At 51.7% G+C, this 14,158-nt stretch carries 14 protein-coding genes and 1 tRNA gene; 11 read left to right on the top strand and 4 right to left on the bottom strand.

Translation table 11 applies throughout. The features are described from left to right. The first annotated feature begins 59 nt into the window (after positions 1-59). The 4 genes from IKP20_00210 to IKP20_00195 all read left to right on the top strand — a co-directional run bounded on the left by IKP20_00210 (position 60) and on the right by IKP20_00195 (position 7,603). Entirely contained in the window at positions 60-1,205 is a 1,146-nt protein-coding gene (locus IKP20_00210; protein MBR4503404.1) for an iron ABC transporter permease, read from the top strand. 4 nt (positions 1,206-1,209) lie between these two features. Beyond that, a complete protein-coding gene (locus IKP20_00205) occupies positions 1,210-1,995 on the top strand; it encodes an ABC transporter ATP-binding protein (protein MBR4503403.1) in 786 nt (261 codons plus the stop codon). An 891-nt stretch (positions 1,996-2,886) separates the two neighbouring features. Further along, on the top strand, positions 2,887-5,586 hold the full coding sequence (locus IKP20_00200; GenBank protein MBR4503402.1) for a leucine-rich repeat domain-containing protein: 2,700 nt from the start codon (positions 2,887-2,889) through the stop codon (positions 5,584-5,586). Positions 5,587-6,328: 742 nt separating this feature from the next. Continuing rightward, a complete protein-coding gene (locus IKP20_00195; GenBank protein MBR4503401.1) occupies positions 6,329-7,603 on the top strand; it encodes an ATP-binding protein in 1,275 nt (424 codons plus the stop codon). 47 nt (positions 7,604-7,650) lie between these two features. Here the strand turns inward: IKP20_00195 and IKP20_00190 are convergent, their stop codons facing one another. Further along, positions 7,651-8,217 (bottom strand): hypothetical protein, encoded by a 567-nt coding sequence (locus tag IKP20_00190; GenBank protein ID MBR4503400.1) that lies wholly within the window; start codon positions 8,215-8,217, stop codon positions 7,651-7,653. A gap of 18 nt (positions 8,218-8,235) precedes the next feature. Beyond that, positions 8,236-8,388: a hypothetical protein gene (locus IKP20_00185; protein MBR4503399.1), complete on the bottom strand. Its 153-nt coding sequence runs from the start codon at positions 8,386-8,388 to the stop codon at positions 8,236-8,238. Positions 8,389-8,604: 216 nt separating this feature from the next. On the opposite strand from IKP20_00185, the gene IKP20_00180 reads away from it, so the two are divergent. The 6 genes from IKP20_00180 to IKP20_00155 all read left to right on the top strand — a co-directional run bounded on the left by IKP20_00180 (position 8,605) and on the right by IKP20_00155 (position 13,082). After that, positions 8,605-9,204, top strand: coding sequence for a hypothetical protein (locus IKP20_00180; GenBank protein ID MBR4503398.1), 600 nt, complete (start codon positions 8,605-8,607; stop codon positions 9,202-9,204). Beyond that, positions 9,165-9,989, top strand: coding sequence for an ABC transporter substrate-binding protein (locus tag IKP20_00175; GenBank protein ID MBR4503397.1), 825 nt, complete (start codon positions 9,165-9,167; stop codon positions 9,987-9,989). Before IKP20_00180 ends, IKP20_00175 begins: the two co-directional genes overlap by 40 nt. Positions 9,990-10,101: 112 nt before the next feature. Next, positions 10,102-11,145, top strand: coding sequence for an iron ABC transporter permease (locus IKP20_00170; protein MBR4503396.1), 1,044 nt, complete (start codon positions 10,102-10,104; stop codon positions 11,143-11,145). A gap of 4 nt (positions 11,146-11,149) precedes the next feature. After that, complete coding sequence (locus IKP20_00165) at positions 11,150-11,929, top strand: ABC transporter ATP-binding protein (GenBank protein ID MBR4503395.1); 780 nt, start codon at positions 11,150-11,152, stop codon at positions 11,927-11,929. Between the two features lie 53 nt (positions 11,930-11,982). After that, entirely contained in the window at positions 11,983-12,963 is a 981-nt protein-coding gene (locus IKP20_00160; protein ID MBR4503394.1) for an EamA family transporter, read from the top strand. Next, a complete protein-coding gene (locus IKP20_00155; protein MBR4503393.1) occupies positions 12,939-13,082 on the top strand; it encodes a hypothetical protein in 144 nt (47 codons plus the stop codon). Before IKP20_00160 ends, IKP20_00155 begins: the two co-directional genes overlap by 25 nt. A gap of 159 nt (positions 13,083-13,241) precedes the next feature. Here the strand turns inward: IKP20_00155 and IKP20_00150 are convergent, their stop codons facing one another. Next, positions 13,242-13,466: a hypothetical protein gene (locus IKP20_00150; protein MBR4503392.1), complete on the bottom strand. Its 225-nt coding sequence runs from the start codon at positions 13,464-13,466 to the stop codon at positions 13,242-13,244. Here IKP20_00150 and IKP20_00145 point away from each other — a divergent pair, their 5' ends adjacent. Beyond that, positions 13,467-13,931, top strand: a complete 465-nt coding sequence (locus IKP20_00145) for a site-specific integrase (GenBank protein MBR4503391.1) — start codon at positions 13,467-13,469, stop codon at positions 13,929-13,931. It abuts the gene before it with no gap. A gap of 127 nt (positions 13,932-14,058) precedes the next feature. Here IKP20_00145 and IKP20_00140 read toward each other — a convergent pair. Continuing rightward, positions 14,059-14,135, bottom strand: a tRNA-Ile gene (locus IKP20_00140). Between the last annotated feature and the right edge of the window lie 23 nt (positions 14,136-14,158).

Below are 14,158 nucleotides of genomic sequence, written 5' to 3'. Positions count from 1 at the left end.
CGTTCCCGCTTTGGGGCGGGCTCCCTTCGTTTTCTTATTCTTATACGGTGGCAGGACAGATGGATGAAAACATTTCAGACCTCAAACAAGACCCTCTCATCAGTAAGAAGGTGCTGAGGGCGCTCAGCAAATGGACCGACGAACGCGAGCAGACCAAGGAGGACGAGGAATCCTACCACCAGTATGACACGTACATCTGGCGCAAATGGGTCTTCATGGCCGCATGCATAGTGGTCATGGTGGTCACGGCTGGTCTCGCCACCACAATCGGCCCCATGGACATAACCTTCATCGAAACCTACGAAACGATGTGGAACCACATCACCGGGAACATCACCAACGACGCTTTCGACTACGCCATATGCACGCTGCGCATGCCCCGCGTGGTCATGGGAGTGGTTGCCGGAGCCGGCCTGGCCATATGCGGAGCCGCCATGCAGAGCACTCTGATGAACCCTCTGGCGGACCCTTATACAACCGGAGTCTCTTCCGGCGCATCCTTCGGCGCGACTCTCGCCATGCTTGCGGGATTCAGCATTTTCGGCGGGAGATACGATGTCATAGGCAACGCGTTCGTTTTCTCTCTCATACCCACCGCGCTGATCGTCGGCCTGGCCAGAGTAAAGAAATCCTCCCCCACGACGATGATCATGGCCGGAATCGCGGTCATGTACATATTCAACGCGTTCACGACCGTCATGATGCTCATGGCGGACCCCAACGACCTGGAAGCCGTGTACCAGTGGCAGGTCGGGTCCCTGGCCAAAGCCAGCTGGGACGACATCGTGGTGTCCCTCGGCATAACCGCCGTAGGCGCGGTGATAATCATGTTCCTGTCGAAGAAGCTCAACGTGCTGTCGACTGGGGACGACATGGCGAACTCCCTGGGAGTGAACGCCGCCCAGCTCAGGACCATAATGATGGTCTTGGTGGCGCTGATAACCGCCGGAATCGTCAGCTTTACCGGCCTGATCGGTTTCGTCGGATTGGTGGCGCCCCACGTCGTCAGGCTGTTCATCGGAGCCGACAACAGATACTTGGTCCCGGCGGCGGCGCTGTTCGGAGGCGCTCTGCTGGTCGTCTCGGATCTGGTCGGAAGGGTCATCATCCAGCCCGCGGTGCTCCAGGTGGGAGTGATAACCGCGTTCCTCGGAGGACCGATGTTCCTGTGGCTGCTCCTGAGGAAGAACTCCAACGTGTGGTGATCCGATGGAATACGAAGTCAGGAATCTGAGTTTCGGCTACAAGACCCATCACGTTCTCTCGGATATCAACCTCAAGTTCGACAAGCCGGGGCTGGTATGCATAATAGGCCCCAACGGGGTCGGGAAGTCCACCCTCGTGAAGTGCATGAACCGCATCAACAAGGGATACACGGGAGAGGTCCTGATAGACGGCGTCGACATCAAGGAGATGACGATGAAGGACATCTCCATGAAAGTCGGCTTCGTGCCGGCTGGGACGCAGGACATCTTCGCCATGACCGTGATGGACACCGTCCTCATCGGGAGGCACAATATCCAGGGGTGGAGAACCACCCATAAAGACCTGGAGATCGTCAGGAGGGCGCTGGAGATGCTTTCGCTGGAGGACCTTTCAATGAGGAATTTCAACGAGCTCTCCGCCGGGCAGCACCAGAGGGTGGCTTTGGCCAGAGGGCTTGTCCAGGAGACTCCGTGTCTGATCCTGGATGAGCCGACTTCCAACCTGGATGTGAAGCATCAGGTGTTCGTCGCCGAGATGCTGCGCGCACTGGCGGTAGTGGACAACAAGCTTGTTATCATGATCTGCCACGACCTGAACATCGCGGCCCGGTATTCCCATGAGATAATAGTCATGAAGGAGCCGGGGATCATATACAAGGTAGGCAAGCCGCTGGATGTCATCACGCCGGAGCTTGTGAGAGATGTTTACGGCATCAACTGCGACGTGATAGAGGTGGACGGAAGCCCGCACGTCATCCTGAAAGAAACGTTCGACGAAGAGGACGAATGACCAAACAAGGCATGGGCTTCGCGCCTGTGCCGCTTTTTCCTTTCGGTTTCTCATTATTTCGTGTATCTGTTTAAGGAGGACCGCCACATCTCTGCCTTTATCGGTCAGGTCGACCCATTTCGTGTTGTAGCTGAAGCTGTCGGCCCTTGTTTTTATGAGCCCGCTGCTTTCGAGAGAGTCCATCCTGTTCTGCATCGAGGAGGATTTGGAGACCAGCCTCATGAGCGTCGTTTTCTTCTGCTCACCGCATTCCAACAGGACTATCAGTATTGTCTGGGCATTCTTTTCTTCCAGTGGATTGTCCGGCTGGGATGCGGGGGACACGCTCATGAGTTGGTTTAGAGGGTTCCAGCGGATAATCTCATCTTTCGGTTTTCGAAAATAGAAACAATTAAACTGATAGGATATTGGTTATATCATCCAAATATACAATATATGGTGCTGTCCTGAGCCGCGTCTCGATTTGATAGCTTTCATGTGACGTAATGTCTGTAGGCTATTTCTAGGGATTGGCTGCAATAATTCGCAATTATTTTGGGTCGTTTATTATGATTCAGATTTGATACGGCAATAATCTTTGGTCTTAACAATCAAAGTTGTAACATCATAGTGCAACTCCATACCGGTATTTTTTTTTGTTTTGGGGGCGTTTATTTCTCTTGTATTATGGATTTTCGTTTTTCGGTTTTCGAAAGTAATAAATCCTGTCTCTGTGATAATCGGCGTATGGCAGACTCGGCCTATGTGCTAGCAGTAAGTGCAGAGGTAGGAGAGAGATGGTCGAAGCTGGTTCTTGCAATCAGAGAATCGGCCGATCTGCTATGGAGCGCATGCGCCTTTCAATCAGGTGGGTACGCTCGGCCTATCCAATCTAATGGTAGGAGGTGCTGAATGAAAACAGAAATAAAAGTGCTGATAGCATTGCTGTCGGTTTGCTGCTTGTTCAATGGCGTAATTGCATTGGATGACACTGATGGAAGCGAGGATCTTCCTGATTATCCTCCGAAAAATATATCCGATGTCATTCATGGCGATTATATGTTTTATTATAAGGCATTAATAGGCTATGATGGAGCTAAGTTCTTTAATGCAATTATAGACCTAGGTGGCATCAGCGATAGCACAAAAGAAATCAGTTTGGAAATAAAAGATATAGACTACATAAGTGTTGCAGGCGAGACCGCAATTAACGAGCAAGGTGAGCGGTGCACATGCAAAGTACTATCTGTGAACCCAACCGATCCAGGAGCACCTGTAGTAATAACCTTAACTGGACTACAGTATAACGAGAAAACCCATCTTCTCGAAACAAATGCAAAAGTTACCGTTGCTGTAAATGTTGAGATTACGGACAACGGATCTAGTTTTGTCGTTTATATTCCTACGATCGATCTACCTGTGACAATACGTATCGGTACTATAATTACTGCCGGTAAATTGGTTTACAATGGTATTGAACAATCCATAGTCGAAATGGATTCATCTGGAAATCGTAAGTATTTACACATTGACAATGATGCCTTAGAGGAGGTATCAAAACTTCCTGGATTCGAGTTAGTTTTTTACGAAAAGGATTCTGCCACAAATGCTGGTAAATATTCTTTGAAGTGGGCTATTAAATTAGGCGAAAATATAGAAATTCCAGGAACGCCTATAGAGTGGACTATAACGAAAAAGAGCCTTCAGGATGTTCTCAAAGAAGACCGCAAAATATCAATTGAACCTATTCATTACCAGCAATTAGTATACACTGGGAAGAGTCATGGTCCCGCGATAGAATATCTTTCTTTTATCGATGGGGATAACAACAGAAAAGATGTTGAATGGGCTCAAATACAGGACAGAGTAAACATCAGTGGCGATACGGAAAAAACCGAAACTAATGTCGATGGTGCTCCTTATATAATGGCCATTGATTTAGGAGAGGAAAGTGAAGAGAAAACTTATGGAGAGTGGGGTATAAATTTCTATGATTGTTTCGATCTAGAATGGCACATTTATAAGGCCACCATTTCAGATAATGATGTTAAGCCTGGTCCCTCTTACAAGTATTCCTTCAAATCCGCCCCTGTAGACTATAAAGTTGCATCGAAAATAACCATAAAAAAGAATGGCGAAGTTCTTGTAGAAAATGGCATTACCAAGAATGAAAATGCAACTTTTACTGTGGAACTCGTGAATAATACGTTTGTTGTCTACTATGAAGATGAGAACTACGTAACTGGGTCCTACGAGAATTTCAAAATAGTTGTTGTTAAAGATAATGGGCGGTTCAAATGCGTTGAGTACAGTGGGTTCAAACCTGTAGATATTGTTCGCACATTTGAAGTTAACATTGTCACACTTGACGGAATGCTTCTTGTCAATACTATCAAGTTGAACGGCCCTATAACCAAAGAGACGTTTGACAACAAGGTGTTCATCTATGCCCTCGGGTATGTACTTGAACCCGAAGATTATACTCTGAGCGTCAATGACGGATGGGGCAGAACCATACTTGTCGATGACGAACCTGGAGAGATCAACACCACTTCCAGCGAGCTGAACCATATTGTACTCAAAGGAAACGAGAACAGAGGATATACCGGAACCCTCGAAGGCTGGTTCAGAGTCACTCCTGATGTTGGCTATGAGTTCTCCCAGGGCGGTCTCGTTTATAAGGTGACCTCGCTCAGCAGCAAGACACTCTCCGTCATTGGCTATGAAGATGGTATTACCGACGTGAAGATCCCCGCCACGGTGGACAACCCCATAGGCGACAACGGATTCAAGGTCACCAGGATTGCCGACAAGGCATTCTACACCTGCACCGATCTCCAGTCCATAGACCTTGGACCTGTGACCAACGTTGGTCTCAAAGCATTTGCGAACTGCGTCTCCATTGAGTCTGCCGACCTTTCCTCTGTGAAATACATCGGAGCGTACTCTTTCTTCAGATGCACCGGACTGACTTCCGTGTCTTTCTCTGACGGTCTCAAATCCATCGGCAAGAGCGCTTTCTCAGGCGTGTCTTTCGATGGAAAGAGCGCGGCAGTTGGAGATCTGGCCGGAAAGAAATTCGTCGGAGCCGACGGCAAACTGAAGCTCGACAACAAGGGAATCGTCAATGGGACCGAATTCTCTGTGGATTCTCTTGTTTATACTGTGACCGATGCTAAGAAGAAGATGGCTGCCGTAAGCGGATATGAGGGCGAAATAATCGCTGTTGCCGTTCCTGCTACCGTCGAATACGATGGAGCGACATTTGCAGTCAAATCCATAGCTGATAATGCGTTCAAGGGCTGCAAGACCCTGAAGAGCATCGATGTCAGCAACGTGGAGTCCATCGGATTCAAGGCTTTCGCAAATTGTGACAGCCTTCAGTACATCGACCTTGTGGGAGAAGTCAAGTACATCGGCGCTTACGCATTCTTCGGATGCAGCGCGTTGAAGATGGTCGATTTCGGCGACGGCCTCAAATCCATCGGTACGGGTGCTTTCGGAGGCATCACATTTGTTGACGCTTCCGGAAAGACTATCAGCCAGAGTGTTTCCAAACTCAAAGGACACATCTTCGCGGGATCCGAAAAGGTCCTCAAGCTTGTTGCCTGATTTTAAACGAGGGGCTTCGGCCTCTCACCTTTTCATCATTTCAAATGACGCGATTTTGTCAGTAATTTCAATTACAATACTGATCTTGTTGAACATTTTTGTTAACAATGACGCCATTTTAGACGGAGGTATTAAAACGATTTTCTGATTCGAATAACTAAACTTTTCATCATCAGCGAAGATTTCTCCGCGACAATTCTTCGATCATCCCAGGGAATTCGGGGCTACCGGCTGAATCATTTCTCGTTTGAAGCAGAACGCGGCTCTCATTGACCAATACTTGATGTATTCTTTCGAGGAGAATTTGGGCGGTCTCCCCTAGAAAGTCTGCAAAAAAGCGAATAAACGAGAAGAAGCGGCTCTATTCGTTCAGGGACGCTGTCAAAGCGGCATCAGAGGAGAGGGGTTGTCTTCTAAACACAAGGGTGCTACAACGTTGCGGACCATGAGTTTCTCAGGGTGGAGTTCGAGATGATTGTTTTCGAATCCGGACCTCGACGCCTCCTGCGAAACCATGGGGTCAGCTATCTTGTCTGGGATGGGATCCCTTCATTTTTTGGGTGGAGCAATTTCTGGAATAGTTTTGTATAAGTCCGGTTAAAAGTGAAATATCGTTCGGTCAGATATCGGCAACCCATTCCGGAATTCCCTTAAGAATATATGAGTCAATAATAGATTTTCTGGAATAATATTAAAAAATTCTATAAATATTATTTTTATAGATGATTACTGATTATTCTCCATGGATAGATATCTTGTCAGGGAAAGATATCTCGAGCGCCTCCGCGCCGGCCGCGGGGATACGGGGATCGTGAAAGTCATAACGGGCATGCGCCGCGTCGGCAAGTCGGTTTTGATGGAGCTTTACATTGAAGATCTCATCAGTTCCGGCGTCCCCGAGGGAGACATAGTGCATATTGATTTTGAGAGCATAGAAGGCCAGGGGATAACCGACGCATCGAAGCTGAACGCGTTCATCCAAGAGAGGGTCCCGAAGGATCGCATCGCATACGTCCTCCTCGATGAGATCCAGAATGTCGAAGGCTGGGAGATGTCAGTCTCCGCGCTGAACCATATGAAGAACGTCGACGTATATCTGACCGGATCCAATTCCGATATGCTTTCGTCCGATCTGGCCACCCATATCGCCGGCCGGCATGTGGAGGTGGAAGTGCATCCGCTGTCTCTGCGCGAGTTCATGGCCATGCACGGTTACGTCTCCGCCGAGGAGGCATTCTCGGATTATCTGAGGTTCGGCGGATTGCCGGCGGTATGCCCGTCCAGGGGCATCAGGTACGCGAAGGACTATCTTCAAGGGGTATTTAGCACTATAGTGATAAAAGATGTGATAGGGCATGCCGGGGCGGTCAGCGCCCAGAAGGTTGATGCCATAGCCCGCTTCCTATTCTCCAACATCGGGAACATTACCAGCGTCTCTTCCATATCCAAGGCCGTGGGGCTCGGGCCCAACACCGCGGAGACGTACGTGGCCGCGATGACAGACGCGTTTCTGTTCTCCCATTGCCAGCGTTATGATATGGTCGGGAAGAAGCTTCTAAAAACCAACGGCAAATATTACGCTATGGACATCGGGCTCAGAAACGCCGTGCTCGGAATGGCGGCAGGCACGGATATCAGCAGGCCGCTGGAGAATGTCGTCTATGCGGAGCTTCTCAGGCGGGGGTATGATGTCAGATGCGGCAGCTACCAGGATTCGGAGGTGGATTTCGTGGCTGTAAGGCACGATTCCGTCGAATATTACCAGGTGTGCCAGACGCTGATGTCCGAAGGCACGCGCGAGCGGGAGAGGAAGTCGCTTCTCAGGCAGAGGGACAATTACCCTAAGACCATACTGACTTTGGACAGGTTCGGCTTGGGGGATGAGCTGGGGATCAAGATCAAGAATGTAGTGGATTGGCTTCTGGAGGTGCGACGGCCGATGCCGCCGCGTGAAATCGACCGTTTTTGTCCTTCTGCCAAAAATTCTCGGCATATCCTCTGCGAGAATACCGGATAACGGGCTTCCCATCGGACTCCGCGGAGGGTGCATGGCCAATTCTCGGCTTAAGAATGTCCGGCGGATGCGGATGTGCAGACACTTCGCCGCCGCCATTGCGGCACCGACCTGCATTTCGCTGATAAAAAACGATAAATCCATTCCTGTGTGGGAAAATAGTCCCGATATTGTGTTTCAGCGGTCCGATCTGCCATACCATTTATTTGATGCGCTGGCAATGAAGTCAGATGATTGGAATAGATTTCGAGCAGCAGCCCTGTGACCAGCTCCCTGACAAGGTCACTTTTGCGGCCCATATCGTCTTCCTGCTGCAGCTTATACAGCGCATAGCAGTAAGCCATCGACACATCGCTCATCGCGAACTGGATGTTGCCTTCGGAGTACCTGCCCATCAGGGTTTGGAGGATCATGTCCGTATGCTCCCCATAGCGGCTGAGCTTGAAATCGTCTATCAGCACGACTACGGCCACAGACAGTATGCGCTTCGTTTCGGAGGAGATGTCGCAGCAGCTTGTCCACGGACGGGCGATGTTCCCGCATCCCGCCATCCTTTCTCCATCGTAGGAATCGCTTGTTCTGCGCGAGCTTCCCAAGATGTATACGTTCAGCAGCAATCCATTGAACTTCTGCCCCTAGTTCATGCCCCTGTAGCAGGCTGAAAGGCAATCGTGGAATACGACCATCAATCCCGCATCGTCCCTGTACGAGGATGACGTTATTTTGGTATCGCCATCTATGAACGTAGCTGTTTCGACCGATTCCGACGAATCGGAATCAAATTGCATAGGCTACAAAGGCTTGGGGATTTTCGTATTATCCTTCCGTGTTTTGCCTTACCTAAATATTATGGTGATGTTCCGACAACGGCATAAATGAAATTATGGGACCATTTATCCATCATGTATTTATGGTCCCATAATTTCATTTACTCTATGTTTTTTCTATTTTAGTTAAATAGTTAGTGATGGGTCTATTGCTGGATTATACGTACAGTGGTATCCATGGACAAAAAAATAATCGCAATAATAGCCGTGGTTGCCGTTGCGGCGGCCGCCATAATAGCGGCTGTCCTTCTCACAAACGGGGGCGGCGAGAAAGAGCCCACCTACGAATATGAGGGAAGGCTGCCGATATTAGGCAACGCTAACAACGACGACTACATCAACGATGACGATGTGAAATACATCCAGGACATCATCGACGGGAAAGTCACAGGCTCCGTGGTCGTCTCTGTTCTGGACAGTTACGACGGCAAGACCATAAACCGCTCATTGGCCGATGCCAACGCGGACGGCGCCGTAGACTCGAAGGATCTGGAGCTGGTCAAGAAGATGGTCAAGCGCGAGCATGGGATCAAAATCAACTACATCAACGTCGACAACGTCCTTTCGACCTGCAACTATCCTCTGACAACCATCGGCCTGGCATATAAGACAATCTACGAGATGGCGGCCGCGGCCGGTCTGACCTCCAACGAAGTCAAATGGGTCTGCGACTCTGTCGGAGACGTCCCCGGCAAGGGAGAGCTGAGGCAGTGGTATCCGCAGTTCAGCGATGCGAAATGCTTCGGGAACAGGGCCACCCCGACTACGAATCCATGACGGGAGACATGCCCAGCTGCATAATCACCGGGACGAAGAGATACTACGTCAAGACCGGCGAAGAGGTTCTCGGACCACGCGGAGTCGACATCATCAGGCTGCCCTCATACGAGGACGGATGGGCCATCCCCGGCATCCTCATGCTCGGATACCTGACCGACAACGAGGCGAACGCCAAGAAGTATGTCGACATGGCAGACGCGGTCTACAAGACGATCGCCAAGCACGTCAAGGACATACCCATGTCGGAACGTCCGTTCGTATTCGCGAGCCACAACGCTTCCGCGGTAGTCGACTACAAGAACGGATACATCGAGCCTGTCGTCCTCGCCGGAGCGTCCACCGCCATCGACCGCGGATATCCCAAGGGAAACGTCGACGCGGAAGCGATCAAAGAGATGAACCCCGATTGGATCCTCCTCCAGCCCTGGCACGGAGTGCTCGAGCAGACAGACGGCTCGGTCATCGACACGTTCAAGTGGGATCTGACCAAGCTCTACGAGGATGACATGAAGAGCATCCAGGCGATCGACCACACCCAGGCTTACGAGAAAGGCAAGGTGCTCATCAATACCCAGGGAGTCCGTCTGGGAGCGGCCTCGTTCATCCTGACCGCGTACATAGCCAACCACATCTACCCCGGAGTCTTCAACTTCGACATCGAAAAGCTGTTCAACGATTACATGAAGGAGTATCATCCCGGAGTGAATGCCAGCGAATGGTTCCAGTACACATATTTCGACCTCAAATTCGCCGACGAGAAATATGAGGAACTGATGAATTGATTTTCCGGGGATCGGCAGGGGGCCGGACCCCTGTCGGTCCGTTTCGGATCGTTCAGTCCCATTCCGTTTCTGAAAAGAGGTTGATAATACGGACCATACGGAAAGCGACCAGATGATGGCGGAGTATCATCGCTATACCCGCAGGAAATTGCTTTTCATTTTAGGCTGCATCATCGGAATGATTTTGGTGATTGGCTATGCCACCACCATAGGCTCCTCGAAGATCTCTTTCATAGAGGTCTACGAAACGATATTCAACCATTTCTTCAACCCCGATGCGCTGGATCCCGATGCGGATTGGGCGATATTCACGATCCGTCTGCCTAGGATAATGGCCGGCATGATCGCCGGAATGTCGCTGGGCGTCGCCGGGGCCGCCATGCAGAGCATGATGAAGAATCCCCTGGCGGATCCGTACACCACGGGAATATCATCGGGTGCATCGTTCGGAGCCACATTGGCTCTGGGGCTCGGGCTCTCTTTCGCCGGATTCGGCGGGAGCGTCAGCCTGGTCCTGTTCGCGTTCGTGTTTTCGCTCATTCCTGCCGCGGTGATCATCCTGGTATCGTCGCTGAGGAGCACATCCGCGGCGACCATGATTCTTGCGGGTATCGCCGTCATGTATCTGTTCAACGCATGCACCACGCTGATCAAGCTCGGATTGTCCGACGCAAGTCTGGCATCCGTGTTCAACTGGTCCGTGGGAGATCTGAGCGGAGTCACGTGGAACGACTGCGGGATAATGATGTGCTTCACCGTGGTCGGATCGATAACGCTCATGCTGATGTCCAAGAAACTCAACATCCTGATCACCGGAGACAAGAACGCCACGGCATTGGGATTGGACGCCCACAAGCTGAGGATCATCCTCCTGCTGCTGATCTCTCTGATGGCCGCATCGGTCGTCTGTTTCACGGGGATCATCGGATTCATCGGACTGGTTTCGCCGCACATCGTCAGGATGTTCCTGGGCTCGGACAACCGCTATCTCATCCCGGCGGCGGCCGTGTTCGGAGGGGTCCTGCTGATGGTCTCGGACCTTATCGCAAGGGTGATACTGGCGCCGACATTCCTGCCTGTGGGTGTGATCACGTCGTTCATCGGCGGGCCGATATTCCTCTATCTGCTGATCAAGCAGAGGAAGAGCGCGTGGTGATCCCATGAAGGTAGAACTGAAAGACCTGGAGTTCGGATACGACCCAAGCAAGCCGGTCTTCTCGGGAGTGAATTACACTTTCGAGAAGCCGGAGTTCATCTGCATATTGGGTCCGAACGGGGTCGGGAAATCAACCTTGGTGCACTGCATCAACAAGATCCTGAAAGCGACCGGCGGGGCAGTCCTGATCGACGGGAAAGACAACAGGGAGATGAAGCTGAAGGAGCTGGCGGCCAACATGGGGTATGTTCCCGCTTCCTCGGAGGACAATTTCCCTCTGACCGTCATCGACACCATCATGGTGGGCCTCCAGAACGACGCCAAGTTCGGCACTAAGAAGGAGGATCTGGAGAAGGTCTACGACGTCCTGAACCTGATGAGCATCCAGCATCTGGCCATGCGCAACTTCAACGAGCTGTCCGCCGGGCAGCATCAGAAGGTGGTTCTGGCAAGGGGATTGGTGAGGATGCCCAACATGGTCATCCTGGACGAGCCCACTTCCAATCTGGATGTGCGCCATCAGCTGGAGGTGACCAGGATCCTCAGCGAGCTGCCGAGGACCAAGAACATGATCATAGTGATGATCAGCCACGACATCAACATCACCGCGAAGTATGCCGACAAGATCATCATGCTTTACGGAGGATCGATCTATGCCGTCGGAACTCCGAAAGAGGTCATCACCAAAGAGAATCTGCGCACCGTGTACGGCGTGGACGCGGACATCATCGAAGTGAATGGCAGGCCCCATGTCATTCTGAACGGTGCCATACGCGAGGAATGAAACCGGGAGGCTTCGGCCTCTCCATTACTTATTGAATAAAGCTATGGGGCGGTATGGCGGAGGAAGTGTGGCTGTTTCTGGCTGTTGGGTCTGCATTGTTCGCCGGCCTGACATCCATCTTAGCGAAATGCGGCCTGCAGAATGTGGACTCGACGGTGGCGACCGCATACCGCACCGCAGTGGCGATGCTGTTCGCATGGGCTATCGTCATGGCCGCAGGCTCATACTCTTCCGTCGGGGACATAGGCGGGGAAACCTGGCTGTTCCTGATACTGTCAGGTCTGGCCACAGGAGCTTCCTGGCTGTGCTATTTCAAAGCGCTGCAGATCGGCAATGTGAACAAGGTCGTCCCGGTCGACAAATCCAGCAATGTCCTGACCATCATTCTCGCCGTGATCCTTCTGGGGGAGACTCTGTCGGCATGGGGGTGCATCGGAGTCGCGCTGATATTGGTCGGCACTATGATGATGATCGAGAAGAAGGATGTCGAAGAGGCCAACGAACGCGCGGGTTGGCTGCTGTTCGCCATAGGCTCGGCGGTGTTCGCTGCGCTTACGTCGATTCTCGGCAAAGTCGGAATGCAGGACATCGATTCCAATCTGGGGACCGCGATCCGCACCGTCGTGGTCCTGATCATGTCCTGGACGATGATCTGTGTGACGAATAAACAGGACAAGCTGAGGGGCATAGGACGGAAGGACATGCTGTTCGTCGTACTGTCTGGGCTTGCCACGGGCGCGTCCTGGATGTGTTTCTTCGGCGCTCTGCAGACCGGTCCCGCAAGCATAATCGTTCCCATCGACAAGCTCAGCATACTGGTCGCGATAGCGTTCTCATTCCTGGTCTTCAAAGAGAAGCTGTCCAAGAAAGGCGCAATCGGATTGGCCGGCATCGTGGCCGGAACTTTGCTGCTTCTGGTCCGAACGCTTAATTCGGATCATCCAAATATTCTTGGAAATCGTCTCTATTATATCTCCGGTAGGCTTCATATCACTGGAGGAGGAATGACATGGATCATGAAGTCTACACCATGAGCGAGATGTACAGGCTTGGCATGGAGTGCCTTGTCGAGAGGTTCGGCATAGTGAACACGGAGATGTTCCTCGCTGCCGTGAAGACTGGTAACTCTGACTACACCAAATGGAGACGGTAGGTGTTCGACGACATGGCTCCCGCCGAGTTCGACGCGGCCGTCGTGGAGTTCGCCGAGTCTGGGAAGAAGAATTCTTCTTGATAGGAGCAAACATCATTCCGGATGCCCCTAATCTTTACATTTGCTTTGATGCGGACATCGTCTTAACCTAAGATGATGTCAAATCTCAGCACTACATTTCGATTCGAGGAATTGCGCTTTGTATTCGTGGACATCCATTTGCCTCTGCAGTTTCACGCCAGCCGTCTTGAAGTATTCCCTGACGTTCCTGCTTGGTTGATCGGCCGACAGGATGCCGTCGCTGTTTATGCTGCAGATCAGAGATCTGCAGCGAGATATCACGGTCGTCAGCGATATCCCGCTCTTCAGGAACGGAGCGCGCATGTGTATGTCGACGACGTGTCGTTCATGGACGGCCACATGATAATCCATGTGGTCCACGTCAAGGGCGAGGGGAGATACGGCGAGCCCAGATCCGTCCTGCTGATGGACGGAGTCGAGGACATAGTCCAGCACTACCTGGACGTCAGGGCCTCGAAGCTCGCCGAGCGCGGGAAGGAGTCGAGGTCGATGTTCCCTCCGCTGAACAACTCCAACGAGTTCTACACCCAGCAGGGCTTCTGCAGGATGAAGGCATGCGTGGAGAAGGAGATCGGGGTCCGCTTCCAGCTGAGGGCCGGGCGCAGGGCGTTCGGCCAGAGGCTCCTGGACAGCGGCAACAGGATAGAGGACGTCTCCGTGGCCATGGGCCATTCCTCGACGAAGACCACCGAGGGATACTACGCCAGGAACAGCGAGAACCAGGTGATCAAGAGGATACTGAGGAATCAGACGAACAACCGCAGATGAAACCATTTACGGCCCAAACGGTTTGGGCTCTCTCCGAGAGCGGGTCCAAACTGCGTGGGCCAACGCCTTTGGAACGGTCGAAAATCCGAAATCATAGGATTTCAAAATGACGATCTGGATAAGGAAATGGTGGGCCCTGCCGGGTTCGAACCGGCGACCACTCGGTTATGAGCCGAGCGCTCTACCTGGCTAAGCTAAGAGCCCAACGTCTCGCCTTATCAAAAGTT

This window comes from Candidatus Methanomethylophilaceae archaeon (assembly GCA_017524805.1).
Taxonomy (GTDB): domain Archaea; phylum Thermoplasmatota; class Thermoplasmata; order Methanomassiliicoccales; family Methanomethylophilaceae; genus Methanoprimaticola.
Note: the sequence above shows the minus strand (reverse complement) of the source record. Positions and strands in the feature narration are given on the sequence as shown.